Below are 17,200 nucleotides of genomic sequence, written 5' to 3'. Positions count from 1 at the left end.
GCCTGCGGCTCGCCGGTGAGGGAGCCGTGAGGCGCCCATTAGGCGGCTCTCATCCGGTAGCCGGTGCCGCGCACGGTCTCGATGCGGTCGGGCCCGATCTTCCTGCGCAGGTAGCGGACGTAGACGTCCACGACGTTCGAGCCCGGGTCGAAGTCGAAGCCCCAGACGTGGCTGAGCAGCTGCTCGCGGGTCAGCACCTGGTCGGGATGCCGGCAGAAGATCTCCGCCAGCGCGAACTCCCTGGTGGACAGGTCCACCACGCGGTCGCCGACGTGCGCCCGGCGGGTCCGCAGGTCGAGCGCCAGGTCGCCGACGCGCAGCACGGTCGGCTCGGGCGCGCGGTCGGCCCGCAGCCGCAGCCTGACCCGGGCCAGCAGCTCCTCGAAGGCGAAGGGCTTGGCGATGTAGTCGTCGGCGCCCCCTTCGAGCCCGGCGACCGTGTCGGTCACGCCGCCCCGGGCGGTCAGGATGATCACCGGGATGGCCACCTTCGCCTCCCGCAGCCGCCGCAGCACGGTGAACCCGTCGCTGAGCGGCAGCCCGATGTCGAGCAGTAACAGGTCGAACCCGCCCGAACCGGCCAGGTCGTAGGCCGCGACGCCGTCCGTGACCACGGCCGTGACGAAGCCGTTGCCGCGCAGGCCCTTCTCCAGGAAGGCCGCGATCCTGCTCTCGTCCTCGGCGATCAGGATCCGGTTCATGTCCTGGCCAGCGGCAACGTCATCACGAAACAAGCGCCCCCCGCCGGGACGTCCGCCACTCTCACACCGCCTCCGTGCGCCTCGGCGATCGACCTGACGATCGCCAGCCCCAGTCCTGCCCCGTCGTGCCCGCCCGTACGTCCCGCGCCCCTGACGAACCGGCGGAAGATGCGCTCCCGGTCGGCGGGCGCGACGCCCGGCCCGCTGTCGCGCACCCACAGCTCGGCCCGCCCGTCCCGCACGGCCGACCCGACCGCGATGAGATCGTCGTCCATGGTGTGCCGGACGGCGTTCACCACCAGTTGCATGAGCGCCTGCGTGAGCCGTTGCCGGTCGGCCGGGATCCGCGCCTCGGCCACCTGGTCGACCCGCCACCGCCGGTCGCCCAGCGGCCGGGCCTTGGCCACCACGCTCACCGTCAGGTCGGCCAGCTCGACCTCCTCGACCGCGAGGAAGCCGGGCTGCTCGGCCTTGGCGAGGGTGAGCAGGTCGTCCACGATCCGGTTCATGCGGTCCAGCTCGTCGGTGACCAGGGCGAGGGTCTCGGCCCGTTCGGCCGGGTCGTCCCCCATCAGCTCCAGATGCCCGCGGATGACCGTGATGGGGGTACGCAGCTCGTGCCCCGCGTCGTCCACGAACGTGCGCTGGACGGCGAAGGAACGTTCCAAACGGTCGAGCATGTGGTTGAACGTGGCGGCCAGCGCGGCCACGTCGTCGTCGCCGGTCACCTTGAGCCTGCGGGTGAGGTCCGCCGAGTCGCTGATCTGCTCGGCCGTCTGGCTCACCAGCCGCACCGGGGCCAGCACCCGCCCCGCCACGAACCAGCCCGCCGCCCCCGCCAGAGCCAGCGCGGCCAGCGCCGACAGCCCGAGCACGCCGACCGCGTCCACGATCTCGCCCCGATGGCGGTCGTAGAAGACGGCGGCGACGAAATGGCCGGGACGAGGGTCGGCCGCCACCCTGACCGGGATGACGGCGTACCTGACCGTGCCCTCGACGCTCTCGGTGTCGCCGTAGGCGGGCCTGGTGGCCGCGGCCAGCACTTTGACCAGCTTCTCGTCGGTGTCGAGCCGGGCCGGGGGCGTGACGGCGGTGATCCGGTCGGCCCTGCCGCCCACCATGGTGAAGAAGGTCTCCCAGCGGTCGGGCGCGTTGATCGCCAGGTAGCCGGTGAGCAGTTCCCGCACGTCGGAGACCGGCCGGCCGGTACGGGGGTCGTGGGCGGTGGCGGCGTACCTGCGCAGTTTCTCGGCCTCGTTGGTGAACTCCAGGTTCATCCGGTCGTCGAGGCGGGCGAGCAGGACGGTCCAGGTCGCGAAGATCGAGACCGCCAGGGCCAGGCCGACGACGGCGAGCATCCAGCCCACGATCCGGGCGCGGGCACTCACCCGCATCCGGCTCCCCGCTCAGTCGTCGTCATCGTCGTCTTCGTCTTCGTCGTCGTCATCGTCGTCGCGGTCGTCATCGTCGTCGTCTCCGCCGGTCCAGGCGCGATGGTGGTCGTCGTCGCCATCATCATCGCCGCCGCCGGGCTTCGGCGCGGGCGGCTTGACGGGTTCCGCCTCGGTTCCCGGCGACGTGAACGGCCGTACGTCGCCGGCCGACGTCCCCGGCGAGGTCGAGACCGTGACGGACTCCCCCAGATCGGGTCCGTCGCCGGCCGCCCGTACCCACCCGGCCGAGAGGAACCCCACCGCCGTCAGCGCCACGAGAATGAGCATCACGCGTTTCATGAGGTAGAGCGTCTGCCGCGCGGAGGAGACCATCCTGAGGCCAGGATGAGGAACCTCTCATCCTTCCCATCCAGCCCGTCGTCATTAGAATCATGTTCTGATACCGGCTGGTCGGTCAGGAGGTCTTCATGAGGGTGCGGGACAAGGTGATCGTCGTGACCGGCGCGGCCGGCGGCATCGGACGGGCGATGGCCCTGCGCTTCGCCGCAGAAGGAGCCGCCGGGATCGTGCTGGCCGACCTGGACGAGCCCGGCGCGAGGGCCGTGGCCGACGAGATCGGCGACCGGGCGGTGGCCGTCCGCGCGGATGTCTCCGTCGAGTCCGACGTGGCCGCGCTGGCCGAGCCCACCCCCTTCGGCCCGGTGGACGTGTTCTGCTCCAACGCCGGCATCATCGGCGGCTCCAGCCTCGACGCCCCCCTCCAGGAATGGACCTCCCTGTACGCGGTCAACGTCCTGGCCCACGTGCACGCCGCCCGCGCCGTCATCCCCGGCATGATCGCCCGCGGCGGCGGCTACCTGCTGAACACCTGCTCGGCGGCCGGGCTGGTGAGCTGCCCCGGCGACGCGCCGTACGCCGTCACCAAGGCCGCGGCCATCGCCTTCGCCGAGTGGGTGGCCATCCACTACGCCGCCCGGGGCATCAAGGTCAGCGTGCTGTGCCCGCAGGGCGTGCGTACCGGGATGCTGGAACGCGGCGTCGAGGAGGACCACCTGACGGCGCGCGCCGTGGGGGCGTCGGGCGCGATCCTCGACCCCGCCGACGTGGCGACCGCCGTGATCGACGGCCTGGCCGCCGAACGGTTCCACATCCTGCCCCACCCCGAAGTGGCCGACTTCTACCGCCGCAAGGCCGAGGCCCCGGACAGATGGCTAGCCGGAATGTCCACCTTCATCACCACCCTCCAGTCTCCCCCGACCGACTGACCACGAGCCGCCTCCCGCCTCCCGCCTCCCGCCAAGCCGACCGACCACGGGCGGACCCCCTCAAACCGACGGACCACGAGCCGCCCCCTCCCCCGCAAGCGTCCCCACAAGGGGCTCCCCCTCGCCGTCGCCCTTCGCGAAAGGCCCGACCTGACCATGGACCAGCAGCTCACCCGGACCGCCCGCCAAGCCTGGCGCCGCCTGGAACCCGTCCACGGGATGATCTACTTCGTCCCCGAGGCCACCACCCGCTACGCCGCCCTCGGCCTCACCGGCATGTCCGGATATTTCACCTCACGCTCCGCCCCCTTGGGCCCCGCCCTCGCCGACCTCGTCATCGCCACGTTCTACAACTTCAACCCCGACCTCGTACGCCGCTCTCTCCCCTGGGACAAGGTCACCCCCGCCCAGGTCCTGCAAGCCCGCCGCGAAGCCGCCGCCGAAGCGCTCCGCCGGGCCGCCGTCCACGAACTGCCCGACCTCGTCCCCGTACTCACCCTGGCCAGGCGTGCCGCCGAGGCCGCCTGCGACCACCCTCAGGGCCGCCCCCTGTTCGCCGCCCACGCCGCCCTCCCCTGGCCCGACGACCCCCTCCTCCAGCTCTGGCACGCCCAGACCCTCCTGCGCGAGTTCCGCGGCGACGGCCACGTGGCGACACTGCTGGTCGAGGGCATCACCGGCCTCGAAGCCCTCGTCCTGCACGCGGCCAGCGGCGAGGTCGCCAAGCCGTTCCTCACCATGAGCCGCGCCTGGCCCCCCGACCAGTGGGCCCACGCCGAGACCACCCTCCGCGCCCGCGGCCTCCTGACCGCCGACAACGACCTGACCCCCGAAGGCAAGTCCCTGCGCCACCACCTCGAAACCCGCACCGACACCCTGGCCATGCCCGCCTACGGCGCCCTGGGCGAACCCGACTGCGAACGCCTCGCCGCCCTGGCCCGCCCCTTCGGCCGCCGAGTGGTGGACGCCGGCCTCCTCAAGCTCACTTGATCACCTGCGACCGGCTTCCTCCCCGACGGCCGTCACCTGGAGGCCGGACGAGGAGACCACGGATCTGGGCGAAGCATGACGTTACCGATACCCCGTCAGGGGAAGATCGCCGGACATGTCGGAGACACCACCACCCCAGAGCCAGCCGTACCCGGGCCGTACGGACGAGATGTCCCCCGAGCCGCGCGACGAGATGCGCGGCTACGAGGGCAGGGACCTGCTGGCGGGCAAGAAGGCGCTGATCACCGGCGGCGACTCGGGCATCGGCCGGGCGGTGGCGGTGGCGTTCGCCAAGGAGGGCGCGGACGTCGCCATCGCCTACCTCGACGAGCACGACGACGCCAACCACACCCGCGGCCTGGTCGAGCAGGAGGGACGGCGGTGCGTGCTGCTGCCCGGCGACCTGGGCGACCGCGACCACTGCGCGACGGTCGTGGAGCAGGCGGTCTCCGAGCTGGGCGGCCTGGACGTCCTGGTCAACAACGTGGCCTACCAGGCGCCGGTCGACTCCCTGGAGGAGCTGACGGACGAGCAGTGGGAGCACACGTTCGCGGTCAACATCCACAGCTACTACCGCGTCACCAAGGCCGCGCTGCCGCACCTGCGGGAGGGCAGCGCGATCGTGAACACCTCCTCGATCAACGGCCTGCGCGGCAACAAGACCCTCATCGACTACGCCGCGACGAAGGGCGCGATCAACGCCTTCACCTACTCGATGGCCCAGAACCTGGTCGAGCGCGGCATCAGGATCAACGCCGTCGCCCCCGGCCCGGTCTGGACGCCGCTGATCCCGGCCACGATGCCGGAGGAGAAGGTGGCGAAGTTCGGCGATCAGGTGCCGATGAAACGGGCCGCCGACCCCGACGAGATCGCCCCTTCGTACGTGTTCTTCGCCGCCGGCCGGCTGTCCTCGTACTACACGGGCGAGGTGCTGGCCCCGATCGGCGGCGAGACGCTCCCGGGCTGACCGCGCAGGTCAGAGGTAGATCGAGCCGCCCTTCCCGAGGAACTCGGCCGCCTTGTCGGCCATGCCCGCCCGCACCTCGTGGCTGAGCTTCATCGAGCAGAACTTCGGGCCGCACATCGAGCAGAAGTGCGCGGTCTTGGCGGGCGCGGCCGGCAGGGTCTCGTCGTGGAAGGCGCGGGCGGTGTCCGGGTCGAGCGACAGGTCGAACTGGTCCTCCCAGCGGAACTCGAACCGGGCGTCCGACAGGGCGTCGTCCCACGCCTGGGCCTGCGGGTGTCCCTTGGCCAGGTCCGCCGCGTGCGCCGCGATCTTGTAGGTGATCACGCCGGTCTTGACGTCGTCGCGGTTGGGCAGGCCGAGGTGCTCCTTGGGCGTGACGTAGCAGAGCATGGCGGTGCCGTACCAGGCGATCATGGCGGCGCCGATGCCCGAGGTGATGTGGTCGTAGCCGGGGGCGATGTCGGTGACGAGCGGGCCGAGGGTGTAGAAGGGCACGTCGTCGCAGAGCTCGCGCTGCAGGTCGACGTTCTCCTTGATCTTGTGCATGGGCACGTGGCCGGGACCCTCGATCATCACCTGCACGTCGTGCGCGTGCGCGATCCTGGTCAGCTCGCCCAGGGTGCGCAGCTCGGCGAACTGGGCCTCGTCGTTGGCGTCCGCGATCGAGCCGGGGCGCAGCCCGTCGCCCAGCGAGAACGTCACGTCGTAGCGGGCCAGCAGGGCGCACATCTCGTCGAAGTGCTCGTACAGGAAGCTCTCGCGGTGGTGGGCCAGGCACCAGGCGGCCATGATCGAGCCCCCGCGCGAGACGATCCCGGTCTTGCGGCGGGCGGTCAGCGGGACGTGCGCCAGCCGCACGCCCGCGTGCACCGTCACGTAGTCGACGCCCTGCTCGCACTGCTCGATCAGGGTGTCGCGGTAGACCTCCCACGACAGCGCCTCGGGACGCCCGCCCACCTTCTCCAGCGCCTGGTAGATGGGCACGGTGCCGACCGGGACGGGCGAGCTGCGGATGATCTGCTCGCGGGTCTCGTGGATGTTCGGCCCGGTGGACAGGTCCATGACGGTGTCGGCGCCCCACCGGGTGGCCCAGGTCATCTTCTCGACCTCCTCCTCGATCGAGGAGGTGACGGCGGAGTTGCCGATGTTGGCGTTGATCTTGACCAGGAAGTTCCGGCCGATCGCCATCGGCTCGGACTCCGGATGGTTGACGTTGGCGGGGATGACCGCCCGCCCGGCCGCGACCTCCTGCCGGACGAACTCGGGCGTCATCCCCTCCCGGACGGCCACGAACTCCATCTCCTTGGTCACCACGCCGCGCCGCGCCGCGCCGAGCTGGGTGACCGGCGACCCCCACGCCGAGCGGTCGGTACGCGACGGCCCCGAGGTGTCGTAGAGCCGCACCGACGTGCCGTTCGACAGCCTGACCTCGCGCATCGGCACCTGAAGGTCACCGATGTAGATCTTGGAAAAGCGCGCGTCGCTCATCGCGCAAACTCCCTTCGCCGGCATTATCCGGAGCAGGTTCTGGCGGTCGGCGGCTGACAGCCGTCCTCTCAGCCCGGTCCGCACCGGGCTCCCGCGTTGGTCATCGCGATCATAACCCCGCGCGTGGCAGGATCAAGGGGATGTCTGATCCCATTGCGCACACGACCGCCACCTACGACCGCATCGCGCGCCAGTTCGACGAGCAGGTCGCCGATCCGTCACCCTCGATCGTGGCCGTCCGCGACCGGTTCGCCTCAGCCCTGCCCGCCGGGGCCACGGTCGCCGACCTGGGATGCGGCCCGGGGCGCGAGTCGGCCTGGTTCGCCGGACGCGGCCTGACCACCGTGGGCGTGGACCTGTCGATCGAGATGGCCAGGCTCGCCACAGGGCGCGGCGTGCCCACCGTCCTGGGCGATCTGCGACACCCGCCGCTGTCGCCGGCGTCCCTGGACGGCCTCTGGTCGGCCGCGGCCCTCGTGCACGTGCCGTCCGAGCAGACCGAGGCGACGTTGCGCGCCTGGCACGCGGCGCTGCGCCCCGGCGGGGTGCTCGCGCTGATCACCGCCCTGGGCGACAGCGAGGGCTGGGAGCCGGTGCCGTACCGGACGGAGTACGAGCGCTGGTTCGTCCACCGCGACGCGGGCGACCTGCTCGCGGTGCTGGACGCGGCCGGGTTCGCGGTCGCCTGGCACGAGACGAACGTCACCCACCGCACGTGGTTCAGCGTGCTGGCGACAGCGCGCAGCTCTCCCCAGCCCTAGTCTCCAGGTCGAGCGCGAACCCGGGGCCGCGCAGCCGGGCGGTCCCGCCACGCGCCGACGACAGCCTGACCTCGACCGGCACGCCGTCCGCCCAGGTCACCCCGACGGTGAAGCCGCCGCGGGCGCGCAGCCCGTCGAACGAGCCCGCGCGCCAGGCGGCCGGCAGCGCGGGCAGCAGCTCGATGACGCCGGCGTGGCTCTGGAGCAGCATCTCGGCCACCCCGGCGGTCGCGCCGAGGTTCCCGTCGATCTGGAACGGCGGATGCGTGTCCCACAGGTTGGGCAGCGTGCTGGCGCGCAGTTGCCCGCCCAGCATGCTCAGGGCGCGGTCGCCGTCCTTGAGCCGGGCCCAGAAGTTGACCTTCCAGGCCATGCTCCAGCCCGTGCCGCCGTCGCCGCGCGCTTCGAGGGTGGTGCGCGCCGCGGCCAGGTGCTCGGGGGCGGTGAGCTGCGTCCCGGGGTGCAGGGCGTAGAGCTGGGAGACGTGCCGGTGCCGGTCGGACGGGTCGTCGAGGTCGGCCTTCCACTCCTGGAGCTGCCCCCAGGCCCCGACCCGCAGCCCGGTATCGAGCCGGTCGGCCGCCGCGCGCAGCCGTCCGGCGAACTCGGCGTCCACGCCGAGCGTGCGCGCGGCCGCGGCCGTGCAGGCGAACAGGTCCCGGACGATCTGCTGCGGCATGGCCGCGCCCGCGGTGAAGTCGCCGTGCTCGGGCGAGTAGGCGGGCGAGACGACGAGGCTGCCGTCGCGCGCGTCGGGACACAGGTTGGCCAGCCAGAACTCGGCGGCCTCGCGCATCGCCGGATAGGCGTGCCCGCGCAGGTAGCGCTCGTCGCCGTCGAACAGGTAACGCTCGTAGAGCTGGCGCACCAGCCAGCCGGCGGCGTCCGGCATCCAGAACGACGTGGGCCAGTCGTGCACGCCCGTGAACCCGAACGGGTTGGTGTTGGAGTGCACCACCCACCCCGCGGAGCCGAACATCGACCGCGCGGTCTCGCGTCCGGGCGCGCGCAGCCCCGCCACGAACTCCTGGTACGGCACCGCCGTCTCGGCCAGGTTCGCTGGCTCGGCGGGCCAGTAGTTCATCTGCAGGTTGATGTTGGTGTGGTAGTCGGACTCCCACGGCGGCGAGTTGGACGCGTTCCACACCCCCTGGAGGTTGGCCGGCAGCGAGCCGGGGCGGGAGGAGGCGATCAGCAGGTACCGGCCGTACTGGAAGTACAGCGTCTCCAGGGCTTTGTCGGACGGGGTTCCGGCGCCTTCGTAGGCGGCCAGCAGGCGGTCGGTCGGCAGGTCGGGCATGCGCTGGCCGAGGTCGAGGCGGACCCGGCCGAACAGCGCCCGGTGGTCGGCCTCGTGCTCGGCCCGCAGCTCGGCGTACGGCCGGCGCGCCGCCGCGTCCACCGCCGCCGTGACGCGCGCCGCCGGGTCCGGGCCGCGGTAGCCGGGGTGGACGGGCGCGTAGTCGGTGGCCGCCGAGAAGACGAACACCGCGCTGTCGGCGCCCGTCACCACGACGCGGTCGCCCTCGTCCGTACGGGTGCCGCCCTCGGTCAGCACCTGGACCTGGCCCTCGTACACCAGGCCGTTGTCGGCGAGCACGCCCCGGACGCGCAGCCGTCCGGCTTCGGCGGTCACTTCCTCCCCGCCGTCATGCGCGGTGCCGAAGCGCAACCTGAACCCCACCCGTCCCGGACGTCCCGCCGTCAGCCTGCCGACGATGACGTGCGCCGGGTACGAGGCGAAATATTCCCTGGTGAGGACCACGCCGTCGGCGTCCTCGTACGTCACGGCGGCCACCGCCGTCTCCAGGTCGAGCGTGCGCCGGTAGCCGCCGGAGAAACCGCCGGTCACGTCGAGCAGCAGCTCACCGAAGTTCTGGTACGCCCCGAAGCCGGGAATGTGCCCAACCGTGCGGTAGGACGGGTTCCCCAGGATCGCGGCCACCTCCTCCGGCGCCATCGACCCCCGCTCATCGATGACCCGCCGCACCGCCTCCAGAGCGCCGGGACGGTCCGCCGGCCAGTTGCCGGATCCGCCGGGCTCCGCGCTGCCCGGACCGCCGGTCCACAACGACTTCTCGTTGAGCTGGACGCGCTCCGTCTCAAGCGTCCCGAACACGCAGGCGCCGAGCGCTCCGTTGCCGATCGGCAGGACGTGTCCTTCCCAACGGGGGGCGGGCTCGTCGTACCGGAGCGTCAGCATGGCGATCAGCCTAAGGTTTGGCGATCGCCCCTGGCGGTACGGACTCCCTCAGGGGAACTATGATGAAGATCGCCGCTGTGGCCGCGATCGTGGCTCTCGCCACGATCGGACCGGCTGCCGCCTCTGGGGACGGCATCGAGCAGCAGGAAGTGAGCAAGCAGCAATACCGGACGCTGACCGCCCAGTGCCGCTACGCCGACACACCGGCCCTGCGCCAGAAGTGCAGGCAGGCGGTCAAGGACAACTACCGTATCGGCCGGCGCAACCGTTCACTCGACTGCCGGACGTACTCCGGCGTGACGGTCTGCGGCGAACTGCTCCTCAGCAAGACCGAGCGCGCGTGCATCGACGAGTCCACCAGACAGGGCTTGGCCTATCGCCGCGCCGAAGTGGAATGTTACGTGGCCTGACCATGATCGTCGCAGGTGTCGACGGCTCGCCGACCGGACTGCTGTCCGTCGACTGGGCCGCCAAGGAGGCAGTGCTGCGCGGGGTGTCGCTGACCGTGGCCCACGTGGTGCCCGACTGGGTCTGCCGCCCGATCTCCGGCCGGTACGCGGAGGTGGGCAAGTGGATGCGCGACGGCGCCAAGGAGGTGCTCGCGGCCGCCGAACGGCGGGCCCGCGAACTGGGCGCCGAGGTGACCACGGAACTCGTGCCCGGCGATCCCCGCGCCGCGCTGATCAAGACCGCCGAGCAGGCCGACCTGCTCGTCGTCGGCAGTCGTGGCCTGGGCGGCGTACGCGGGCTGCTGCTCGGCTCGGTCGCCCACGGGGTGGCCGCGCACGCCCAGACGGACGTCGTCCTGGTCCGCGATCCGCCCGCCGTTCCGCGCGGTGAGCTGGTGGTCGGCGTCGACCGTTCCGAGGGCAGCCTCCGCGCGCTGAAGTTCGCCTTCGCCGAGGCCGAGCTGCGCGGCGCCAGGCTGCGCGCGGTGGAGGCGTTCGCCTGGCCGCGTCCCTCGGGCTTCGGGCCCGCCGATCCGGAGGCCGAACGCGAGACCCGCGAGGCCCTGCGGACCTTCCTCGCCATACCCCGCCAATGCCATCCCGGCGTGGAGGTGATCGAGGACGTCGTGCACGGCCATCCCGTCGAGGTGCTGCGCGAGGTGGCGGCCGGGGCCGACCTGCTGGTCGTCGGCAGCCGGGGCCACGGCACGCTGAAGGGCATGCTCATCGGCTCGGTCAGCCAGGCCATGCTGCACCACGCGCCCGGCCCGCTCGCGATCGTGAAAGCCACCTCCGCCTAGGGACGTTCCCGCAGGCCACCGCCTTCGCCGTCCCCTCCTGCCTCCGGCCGCCCTGCCTCCGTCCCCTCCTGCCTCCGACCGCCCTGCCTCCGACCGCCCTGCCTCCGGACGCCCTGCTCCGGACGCCCGCCGGTGGTTAACCGGCGGCCGGCACCGCCGCCGCCACGATGGCGGCCACGCGCGGCGCGGCCAGGCGTACGTAGTCGTCGGTGGCGAGCGCCAGTGAGCGGTCGAGGCGCGCGGCGTTGAAGTAGATCTCCGGCAGTTCCAGCAGCGAAGGATCGACGACCAGCTCAAGGCGGGGGTCATGGCTGAACGGCAACACCGTCCCGCTGACGCTGCCCGCCAGCTCCTCCGCCCGGTCCTTGTCGGCGAAGGCCACGTACGTGCCCTCCAGCAGCCCCTTGACCGCCTGCAGATCCAGCCGCGCGTCGCCCGGCACGACGGCCAGCACGTGCCGGGTGCGCTTCTTGCCGATCTTGACCATCACGATCAGGCACTTGGCCGCCTGCTCGACGCCGTGCCCGCGCAGGGCGCTCACCTGCTCGGTACGCCCCTCCGCCGGATGGTCGATCACCCGGTACCGCGCCCCGCCGGCATCGAGATCGGCGATCAGCCGCTCATAGGCGTCCGGCCGCCGGCCAGCCTCGGGACCTTCTCCGGCATCGGGACCTTCGTAGGCGTCACCAGTCACTGCTCAACATCTCCTTGGCCTTGGCGATCCGGCCCTCGTCGCGCTGGTAGAACACCCACTGCTTGATCTTCGTGCCCCGGATCAGCCCCGCCTGGGCCAGCACCTTGAGATGCTCGCCGCACGTGGGCCGGCTCACGCCCAGCTTCTCGGCGATGAACAAGGAACAGACGCCGTCGCGTACGAGATCGCCGTCACGCTGCGGGCCGAAGTGCCGCTCGGGGTCGCGCAGCCACTCAAGGATGAGCAGCCGTTTGTCACTGGCCAGCGCCTTGACCAGATCCACATCCACCGAGCCAGTATGGCAATAAGCTAATTACCTGTCCACGCCTGGCCCCCTGGACCGCATGGCTCCCGCCCGTACGGCCTCAGGACGCCTGCACCACCGCCCGTACGACCTCAGGACGCCTGCACCACCGGCGCACCTTCGCTGGCCTGCACCAGGACGAACCCCTGCCCCCGGAACGCCAGCTGCATGGCCTCGCCGCTGCCGCGCCCGATCAACGCCCCGACCTTCATCGTGCGGTTGACCCCGACCTGCAGCCCCGTGCTCCAGCACACCGCCGCCTGCCCGTCCACGAACGTCGGCATCCGCGCCACGTCCAGCAACACCGGAGTGCCGTGCGTGGTCACCGCCACCCACCCCGTGCCCGTCACCGTGGTGTTGAACAGCCCACCGGCCGCGACCCCGGCCCCCTGCACCCGCTGGATGTCCCACCTGAGCTCCGGCCCGAACGCCAGCAGGTTCCGCCCGTTGACCGTCAGCCCCTCGTTCTCCAGATAGAAGAGGTGAATGTCGTCGGCGTTGTCGGCCAGATAGAGCTGCCCCTGGCCGCGTACCCGCATCAGGGAGGCCCCCTCCCCCGTCACGGCCTTCTTCAGCAGCCTGCCGAGCCCGCCACCCTCGTAGTCGAAGTCCATCTGCCCCTGGAAGGCGACCATGGACCCCTGCTTGGCAAGCACCTCGTGCGGCAACTGGACCCGCAGCATCTTGCTGTTCTCCAGCGCGAACCCGCCGGGAAGCGGCTGGCCGGCCAGGTTGCCGAAGATCGAACTACGCACGTCGCGCCTCTCACGTCGATGGTCGTCGCCGCCGACGTGCATCCGGAGCCGGCCCGGGCGGCGTCATCTCCGCCGCTCCCACCACCTCCGGCACACCACTCCGGCGCCGTTCTACAACCCCATCAACTCGGCGCCCCGGACGCGAGTTCCCGCACCACCTGAATGAGCTCGGCCGGATCGAACGGCTTGGTCAGGTACGCGTCGACCCCGATCCCCAGCCCCCGCCTCCGGTCGTCGTCCTGCGCCCGCGCGGTGATCAGGACGACCTTGATGTGACTGGTCGCCTCCTCCGTACGCAACTTCTCCGCCGTCGCCCACCCGTCGAGGCAGGGCATCATCACGTCCAGCGTGATCACATCCGGCATGACGTCCATCACGCGATCCAGACAGTCCTGCCCATCGGTGGCGGTCGACACCTCGAACCCCTCAAGGTTCAGGTTGACCGCGATGAGCTGCCGGATGACCTCGTCGTCATCCACGACCAGTACTTTGCCAAGAACGTCGCTCACGGGCGCAAAGCTAGCCCGTAGCGGGCCGGTCACGTGGGGTTTTCGCGGGATGCGTTCAAGGAGCGTTATCTGGTGCCGAGTGGTCCCCGGATGCTGATAGCCTTATCACTCGTCGCCCCCTTAGCTCAGGGGATAGAGCACCGGCCTCCGGAGCCGGGTGCGTAGGTTCGAATCCTACAGGGGGCACAAGATCTTGACCGGCGGCCTAGACCGCTGACCAGGGCGAATATCGCAAGAACGGGCGGGCCTCCAGTCTCACGGAGGCCCGCCCGTTCTCATTGACGCCCGCTGGTTGTGGACGATGATCCGTGTGTGCGGTCTGCTCCACCCACCATTCGCAACGCCGCCTGGTTGACCAACGACGCGACCGCAGCGTCCACGAAGACATCAGCGCCAGGCATACAGAGTGCGGCGTCTGGGCGGCGACGGCCTGACCGTCTCGGGCGCCGTCACATCAACGAACGTGAGTATCGACTTCGCTCCTGGCCGTGCCGGGCGGCATGACGAGCGAGGGGATCACGCCCACACTGGTGATGTCACCTGGCGCGCCGGAGGGCAAGTGCCCAGTACGCCGTTTTGAGGACGCCCCCGGCTAGTGACTGGCAATGAGGGCACGGCCATCTCGCTGGTCGATCTCGATGGCGCTTGGCCGGGCCGCCCGGTCGCTCGCAGACGACGTCCAGCCATCGCGGCCGATCGGGGTGCGCGCCAGGCAGCGGTCGCCAGGCCGGGTACGTCGCCACGCACCCGGCCACGGCTGTTCCCGATCGTCTTGGGATGGCTGATAGTTCGGCACCTCGTCCGTGGCGAACATCAACCTGTGTAATGAGGGACCACGGCGACGAACCGATAAATATCGCCGATGAGAAAGAGGAGTGAGAAGGCAACCGCTGTTCTGCTCCGCCAGAGGAATATCAGGGTCAGCACGAACAAGAGGATGGCGACGCCAGATGCGGTCGTCGCTATCATCACCAGGTCGGGATCGCTGTAGTCCGGCATGGCCGGATCCCAATTATGGCTGGTAGGCACCAGGCTGGCCAGAGATGCAAGCAACCCAAGCGACCCCGTCAGTACACCCATGGCGATAAGCGCTACCCGGGATTTCTCGTGTGCCGCCGCCAAGCGGCGCTGCTCTTCTTGCGTCCGCCGAACGACCGGGTCGGACTGGCCGCCGAATGACTCCAATTTCCTCCTCGCATTTCGATCCGAGCGCCATGCACGCCACAGCCCTTATAAGCACAGAACGCGGCGGGTCCCCGCCAATTTCGGCGTAGAGAATGCCGGACAAGCAGATATGCAGGCCCATACTGCTTTGAGATCTGCGGAGCGGAGAGATTCCTGTATCTCGCCAAGTCCATCCATCGTGTCAGACATGCTGAACTCATCAATCTCATCGATCGGCGTAACCGATAGCCAGTACGGACTTGGCGTGAACCCCGCGCAAAAGTCGAGGGCCGTTCCGGGGGTGGCGTGGGTGGTGAGGGTGCCAGTGCCGGGCTGGTACCAGCGGGCGGGCATGTTGACCCTGCCGGTGTCCGGATCGGTTTGCTCGCCCTGATGGCAGAAGGTGGCCGGGCTCCCCGTTTGCAGGCGTACAGACTGTCGGCGTCGGCGGTGAGCTGGTCGAAGGCGTCGAAGGTGAGCTGAGTGCGAACTTGGCCTGGGTGCCACGGGAGTGCAGGAGGGACCAGGCGCGGGGACATGCTGGATTCGGCGCGGCGGTCGGTTTGGGGGATGACTTTCTCGCTTTGCCGCGAAGCGGGACACAGCGGGAGGGGCGTGTCAGTATGACCATGGGTCCCCTCCGAGGAGTGTCCAATGTGTGACGAAGTGTTACTTCCTGGTCCCGTATCCGCTGCCCTGGCCGATTACCGTGCGCTCCGTGACGCGCACGGTCCCTGTTGGGGCGAACCGTCTCTGTCCTACGTCGTCCAGGCATGGGCGACCGTCTTCCTCGATCGCCGTTACAACTTCTACACCACCGGACTGCGCCAACTGGCCGAGCGCCACCCCGACCTGCCTGCCGCCGAGCTGGAGGATCACCTCGGCGAGGTGGATCCCGACCGGGTGGTACGTGACGCGCTCGCCGGCGACGTCGTGGACAACCTGCCCGTGCTGCGCTTGACGCCCGGCGGTCACGCGGTGGCGGCCGTCACGCGAGTCGTGCTGGAGGGCGAGCCGTTTCGTACGGCGTTGCTGCTCGACTCCAGCAGGGACGAACCGGTCACCGTGCTCGTGGACGGCACCCCTTGCACGGTGGAGGCGCGCGGGGCCAAGGTGGTCGAGGTCGCCGAGTCCGTCGTCGTCGACGGGCAGCCGGTCGACCTGACGCCGCTGAGCAGGCGGGTGGCGGCGGCCGGCGTGCGGTTGCGCGCGGGGTTCCCGTGCCGGTGGAGCGTGACGAGCGCGAACGGCCAGGGCTGGTACCCCGACGGCGCGCCGCCCAAGCTGGACGCGCACCGCCGGCCGTTCTTCCACGGCGACGACCTCGTGGTCCGCGTCCCCGCCGAGCCCGTCACCGTGACCGTGGCCAGGGGGATGGAGTACGGCACCGCCGAAGTGACCGTCACTCCGCAGGCCGGCGCGGAGACGCTGGTGGAGCTGACGCCCGAACGGCTGTACGACGCGGCCGCCCGCGGCTGGTACGGCGGCGACCTGCACGTCCACCTCAACTGGATGGGCGAGGAGCCCGCCGCGCCCGAGCTGGCCGCCGCCGCGCAGCACGGCGAGGACCTCCACGTGCTCAACCTGGTGGCGGGCAACGTGGCGAGCGAGCGCGTCTACGACGCGGAGGCGCTGGAGCAGTGGGTGGGCAAGGACCTGCCGTGGTCCGACGACCGGCACCTGGCCAGGATCGGCGTCGAGTTCCGCAACGACGTGCTCGGCCACTGCACGGCGTTCGGGCTGCGCGGGCTGCCGAGCCGCTACCACACGGGCTTCGGCGGCACGGCGGACTGGCCGCCCAACGCGGCGGCGTGCGAGGAGCTGAGGGCACTCGGCGGGATCGTCTCCTACGGTCACCCGTTCCACACCGCGTTCGGCGACGACGACCCGCCGGACGTCGTACTCGATCGCGGACGGTCCTGCGCGGCCAGGGAGATCGTGGCCGACGCCGCACTGGGCTTGATCGACTCGCTCGATGTGCTCAACCACTCCTCCGTCCTGGCCACGGCGGCCGTGTACCGCCGTCTCATCGGCGCGGGCAACAGGCTGGCGGTGACGGCGGGGACCGACGCCGTGCTGTCGTTCTGCCGCCGCGGCACCGCCTCCGCCCCGCCCGGCTGGGAGCGGGTGTACGCCAACGTCGCCGGCCCCCTCACCGCCGAGTCCTACGCCGAGGCGATCCTGCACGGTCGTACGTTCGCCACCACCGGGCCGTGGCTGGAGCTCACGGTGAACGGGCACGGCCCCGGCGACACGCTGGAGCTGCTGCCGGGCCAGGAGGTGGAGATCGTGGTCTCCGCGATCGGGCCGGAGGTCGAGGAGCTGGAGATCCGTACCGCTGCGGGCGTGCTCGCGCAGGGGCCTCCCGGGCGGCTGGTGGCCACGATGACGGCGGACGAACCGACGTACGTGGTGGCTGTGGCGACCGGCGGGCCGCACCCGCGCTCGCAGCACCGGCGCGGCGCCTACGCCCACACCAGCCCTGTGTACCTCGACGTCGCGGGCGGCCACGTGGCCAGGGAGGCGGACGTGCGCTGGTGCCTGGCCTGGCTGGACCGGCTGGAGTCCATCCTGCGCGAGTCCGGCCGCTTCGACACCCCGGCCCAGGTGGACGACCACCTGGCTCTGTACGAGCAGGCCAGGCAGATCTACCGCACCCGCCTGCCCTGACCCCCGCCCCAGGGCCGGTCGTGCAGCGAGGGGGCGACGGACTGGCGGGGTCCGGCGGCGGTGCGCAAAACAGGCGGGGGCGACCG

At 70.9% G+C, this 17,200-nt stretch carries 17 protein-coding genes, 1 tRNA gene and 1 riboswitch; of the genes, 8 read left to right on the top strand and 10 right to left on the bottom strand.

The features are described from left to right. Nucleotides 1-38: 38 nt before the first annotated feature. The 3 genes from ACWEJ6_RS04470 to ACWEJ6_RS04460 are packed head-to-tail and all read right to left on the bottom strand — an operon-like array spanning nucleotide 39 to nucleotide 2,434. Nucleotides 39-701, bottom strand: coding sequence for a response regulator transcription factor (locus ACWEJ6_RS04470; RefSeq protein WP_387668312.1), 663 nt, complete (start codon nucleotides 699-701; stop codon nucleotides 39-41). Beyond that, the gene (locus tag ACWEJ6_RS04465) at nucleotides 698-2,095 is read right to left on the bottom strand and encodes an ATP-binding protein (protein WP_452421188.1); all 1,398 of its coding nucleotides are present in this window, start codon (nucleotides 2,093-2,095) and stop codon (nucleotides 698-700) included. Before ACWEJ6_RS04465 ends, ACWEJ6_RS04470 begins: the two co-directional genes overlap by 4 nt. Before the next feature lie 12 nt (nucleotides 2,096-2,107). After that, a complete protein-coding gene (locus tag ACWEJ6_RS04460) occupies nucleotides 2,108-2,434 on the bottom strand; it encodes a hypothetical protein (protein ID WP_452421186.1) in 327 nt (108 codons plus the stop codon). 128 nt (nucleotides 2,435-2,562) lie between these two features. On the opposite strand from ACWEJ6_RS04460, the gene ACWEJ6_RS04455 reads away from it, so the two are divergent. From ACWEJ6_RS04455 to ACWEJ6_RS04445, 3 genes are all read left to right on the top strand, one after another. Continuing rightward, the gene (locus tag ACWEJ6_RS04455) at nucleotides 2,563-3,360 is read left to right on the top strand and encodes an SDR family oxidoreductase (protein ID WP_452421184.1); all 798 of its coding nucleotides are present in this window, start codon (nucleotides 2,563-2,565) and stop codon (nucleotides 3,358-3,360) included. 156 nt (nucleotides 3,361-3,516) lie between these two features. Continuing rightward, a complete protein-coding gene (locus tag ACWEJ6_RS04450) occupies nucleotides 3,517-4,350 on the top strand; it encodes an SCO6745 family protein (RefSeq protein ID WP_452421182.1) in 834 nt (277 codons plus the stop codon). Nucleotides 4,351-4,465: 115 nt separating this feature from the next. After that, nucleotides 4,466-5,317: an SDR family oxidoreductase gene (locus ACWEJ6_RS04445; protein ID WP_452421180.1), complete on the top strand. Its 852-nt coding sequence runs from the start codon at nucleotides 4,466-4,468 to the stop codon at nucleotides 5,315-5,317. 9 nt (nucleotides 5,318-5,326) lie between these two features. On the opposite strand, the gene thiC is transcribed toward ACWEJ6_RS04445, so the two are convergent. Further along, on the bottom strand, nucleotides 5,327-6,805 hold the full coding sequence (gene thiC, locus ACWEJ6_RS04440) for a phosphomethylpyrimidine synthase ThiC (protein ID WP_452421178.1): 1,479 nt from the start codon (nucleotides 6,803-6,805) through the stop codon (nucleotides 5,327-5,329). Further along, nucleotides 6,798-6,910, bottom strand: a riboswitch (TPP riboswitch). It overlaps the preceding gene by 8 nt. Before the next feature lie 35 nt (nucleotides 6,911-6,945). On the opposite strand from thiC, the gene ACWEJ6_RS04435 reads away from it, so the two are divergent. After that, nucleotides 6,946-7,566 carry a class I SAM-dependent methyltransferase gene (locus tag ACWEJ6_RS04435; protein WP_452421176.1) on the top strand — a complete coding sequence of 207 codons (621 nt, stop codon included), beginning with the start codon at nucleotides 6,946-6,948 and terminating at the stop codon, nucleotides 7,564-7,566. Here the strand turns inward: ACWEJ6_RS04435 and ACWEJ6_RS04430 are convergent. After that, entirely contained in the window at nucleotides 7,526-9,769 is a 2,244-nt protein-coding gene (locus ACWEJ6_RS04430; RefSeq protein WP_452421174.1) for a glycosyl hydrolase family 95 catalytic domain-containing protein, read from the bottom strand. The genes ACWEJ6_RS04435 and ACWEJ6_RS04430 overlap by 41 nt on opposite strands. Before the next feature lie 59 nt (nucleotides 9,770-9,828). On the opposite strand from ACWEJ6_RS04430, the gene ACWEJ6_RS04425 reads away from it, so the two are divergent. Both ACWEJ6_RS04425 and ACWEJ6_RS04420 read left to right on the top strand, forming a co-directional pair. After that, the gene (locus ACWEJ6_RS04425) at nucleotides 9,829-10,179 is read left to right on the top strand and encodes a hypothetical protein (protein ID WP_352349714.1); all 351 of its coding nucleotides are present in this window, start codon (nucleotides 9,829-9,831) and stop codon (nucleotides 10,177-10,179) included. A gap of 2 nt (nucleotides 10,180-10,181) precedes the next feature. Next, nucleotides 10,182-11,018 (top strand): universal stress protein, encoded by an 837-nt coding sequence (locus ACWEJ6_RS04420; protein WP_387668336.1) that lies wholly within the window; start codon nucleotides 10,182-10,184, stop codon nucleotides 11,016-11,018. Between the two features lie 136 nt (nucleotides 11,019-11,154). Here ACWEJ6_RS04420 and ACWEJ6_RS04415 read toward each other — a convergent pair whose 3' ends face one another. The 4 genes from ACWEJ6_RS04415 to ACWEJ6_RS04400 all read right to left on the bottom strand — a co-directional run bounded on the left by ACWEJ6_RS04415 (nucleotide 11,155) and on the right by ACWEJ6_RS04400 (nucleotide 13,280). Continuing rightward, nucleotides 11,155-11,712, bottom strand: a complete 558-nt coding sequence (locus ACWEJ6_RS04415) for a YbaK/EbsC family protein (RefSeq protein ID WP_452421171.1) — start codon at nucleotides 11,710-11,712, stop codon at nucleotides 11,155-11,157. Further along, entirely contained in the window at nucleotides 11,702-12,001 is a 300-nt protein-coding gene (locus ACWEJ6_RS04410; RefSeq protein WP_352349708.1) for an ArsR/SmtB family transcription factor, read from the bottom strand. The genes ACWEJ6_RS04415 and ACWEJ6_RS04410 overlap by 11 nt, the downstream gene beginning before the upstream one ends. A gap of 107 nt (nucleotides 12,002-12,108) precedes the next feature. Beyond that, complete coding sequence (locus tag ACWEJ6_RS04405) at nucleotides 12,109-12,771, bottom strand: AIM24 family protein (protein ID WP_358283169.1); 663 nt, start codon at nucleotides 12,769-12,771, stop codon at nucleotides 12,109-12,111. Nucleotides 12,772-12,893: 122 nt separating this feature from the next. Next, nucleotides 12,894-13,280, bottom strand: coding sequence for a response regulator transcription factor (locus ACWEJ6_RS04400; protein ID WP_352349704.1), 387 nt, complete (start codon nucleotides 13,278-13,280; stop codon nucleotides 12,894-12,896). Between the two features lie 114 nt (nucleotides 13,281-13,394). Between ACWEJ6_RS04400 and ACWEJ6_RS04395 the strand changes: the two genes are divergently transcribed. Next, nucleotides 13,395-13,466 (top strand) — tRNA-Arg (locus ACWEJ6_RS04395). 627 nt (nucleotides 13,467-14,093) lie between these two features. Here ACWEJ6_RS04395 and ACWEJ6_RS04390 read toward each other — a convergent pair. After that, nucleotides 14,094-14,465 carry a hypothetical protein gene (locus ACWEJ6_RS04390; protein WP_452421168.1) on the bottom strand — a complete coding sequence of 124 codons (372 nt, stop codon included), beginning with the start codon at nucleotides 14,463-14,465 and terminating at the stop codon, nucleotides 14,094-14,096. Between the two features lie 633 nt (nucleotides 14,466-15,098). On the opposite strand from ACWEJ6_RS04390, the gene ACWEJ6_RS04385 reads away from it, so the two are divergent. After that, the gene (locus ACWEJ6_RS04385; RefSeq protein ID WP_452421166.1) at nucleotides 15,099-17,114 is read left to right on the top strand and encodes a CehA/McbA family metallohydrolase; all 2,016 of its coding nucleotides are present in this window, start codon (nucleotides 15,099-15,101) and stop codon (nucleotides 17,112-17,114) included. Nucleotides 17,115-17,200 lie beyond the last annotated feature (86 nt).

This window comes from Nonomuraea sp. NPDC004702, from assembly GCF_053601695.1.
The sequence above is the reverse complement of the archived record's forward strand: the minus strand, read 5'-3'. Positions and strand labels throughout refer to the sequence as shown.

What these genes read in the sequence shown, in the direction of transcription:
- ACWEJ6_RS04455 (WP_452421184.1), top strand. Translation starts at nt 2,563, where the DNA reads ATGAGGGTGCGGGACAAGGTGATCGTCGTGACCGGCGCGGCCGGCGGC.
- ACWEJ6_RS04450 (WP_452421182.1), top strand. Translation starts at nt 3,517, where the DNA reads ATGGACCAGCAGCTCACCCGGACCGCCCGCCAAGCCTGGCGCCGCCTG.
- ACWEJ6_RS04465 (WP_452421188.1), bottom strand. Translation starts at nt 2,095, where the DNA reads ATGCGGGTGAGTGCCCGCGCCCGGATCGTGGGCTGGATGCTCGCCGTC.
- ACWEJ6_RS04445 (WP_452421180.1), top strand. Translation starts at nt 4,466, where the DNA reads ATGTCGGAGACACCACCACCCCAGAGCCAGCCGTACCCGGGCCGTACG.
- ACWEJ6_RS04460 (WP_452421186.1), bottom strand. Translation starts at nt 2,434, where the DNA reads ATGAAACGCGTGATGCTCATTCTCGTGGCGCTGACGGCGGTGGGGTTC.
- ACWEJ6_RS04385 (WP_452421166.1), top strand. Translation starts at nt 15,099, where the DNA reads ATGTGTGACGAAGTGTTACTTCCTGGTCCCGTATCCGCTGCCCTGGCC.
- ACWEJ6_RS04420 (WP_387668336.1), top strand. Translation starts at nt 10,182, where the DNA reads ATGATCGTCGCAGGTGTCGACGGCTCGCCGACCGGACTGCTGTCCGTC.
- thiC (WP_452421178.1), bottom strand. Translation starts at nt 6,805, where the DNA reads ATGAGCGACGCGCGCTTTTCCAAGATCTACATCGGTGACCTTCAGGTG.
- ACWEJ6_RS04425 (WP_352349714.1), top strand. Translation starts at nt 9,829, where the DNA reads ATGATGAAGATCGCCGCTGTGGCCGCGATCGTGGCTCTCGCCACGATC.
- ACWEJ6_RS04430 (WP_452421174.1), bottom strand. Translation starts at nt 9,769, where the DNA reads ATGCTGACGCTCCGGTACGACGAGCCCGCCCCCCGTTGGGAAGGACAC.
- ACWEJ6_RS04435 (WP_452421176.1), top strand. Translation starts at nt 6,946, where the DNA reads ATGTCTGATCCCATTGCGCACACGACCGCCACCTACGACCGCATCGCG.
- ACWEJ6_RS04470 (WP_387668312.1), bottom strand. Translation starts at nt 701, where the DNA reads ATGAACCGGATCCTGATCGCCGAGGACGAGAGCAGGATCGCGGCCTTC.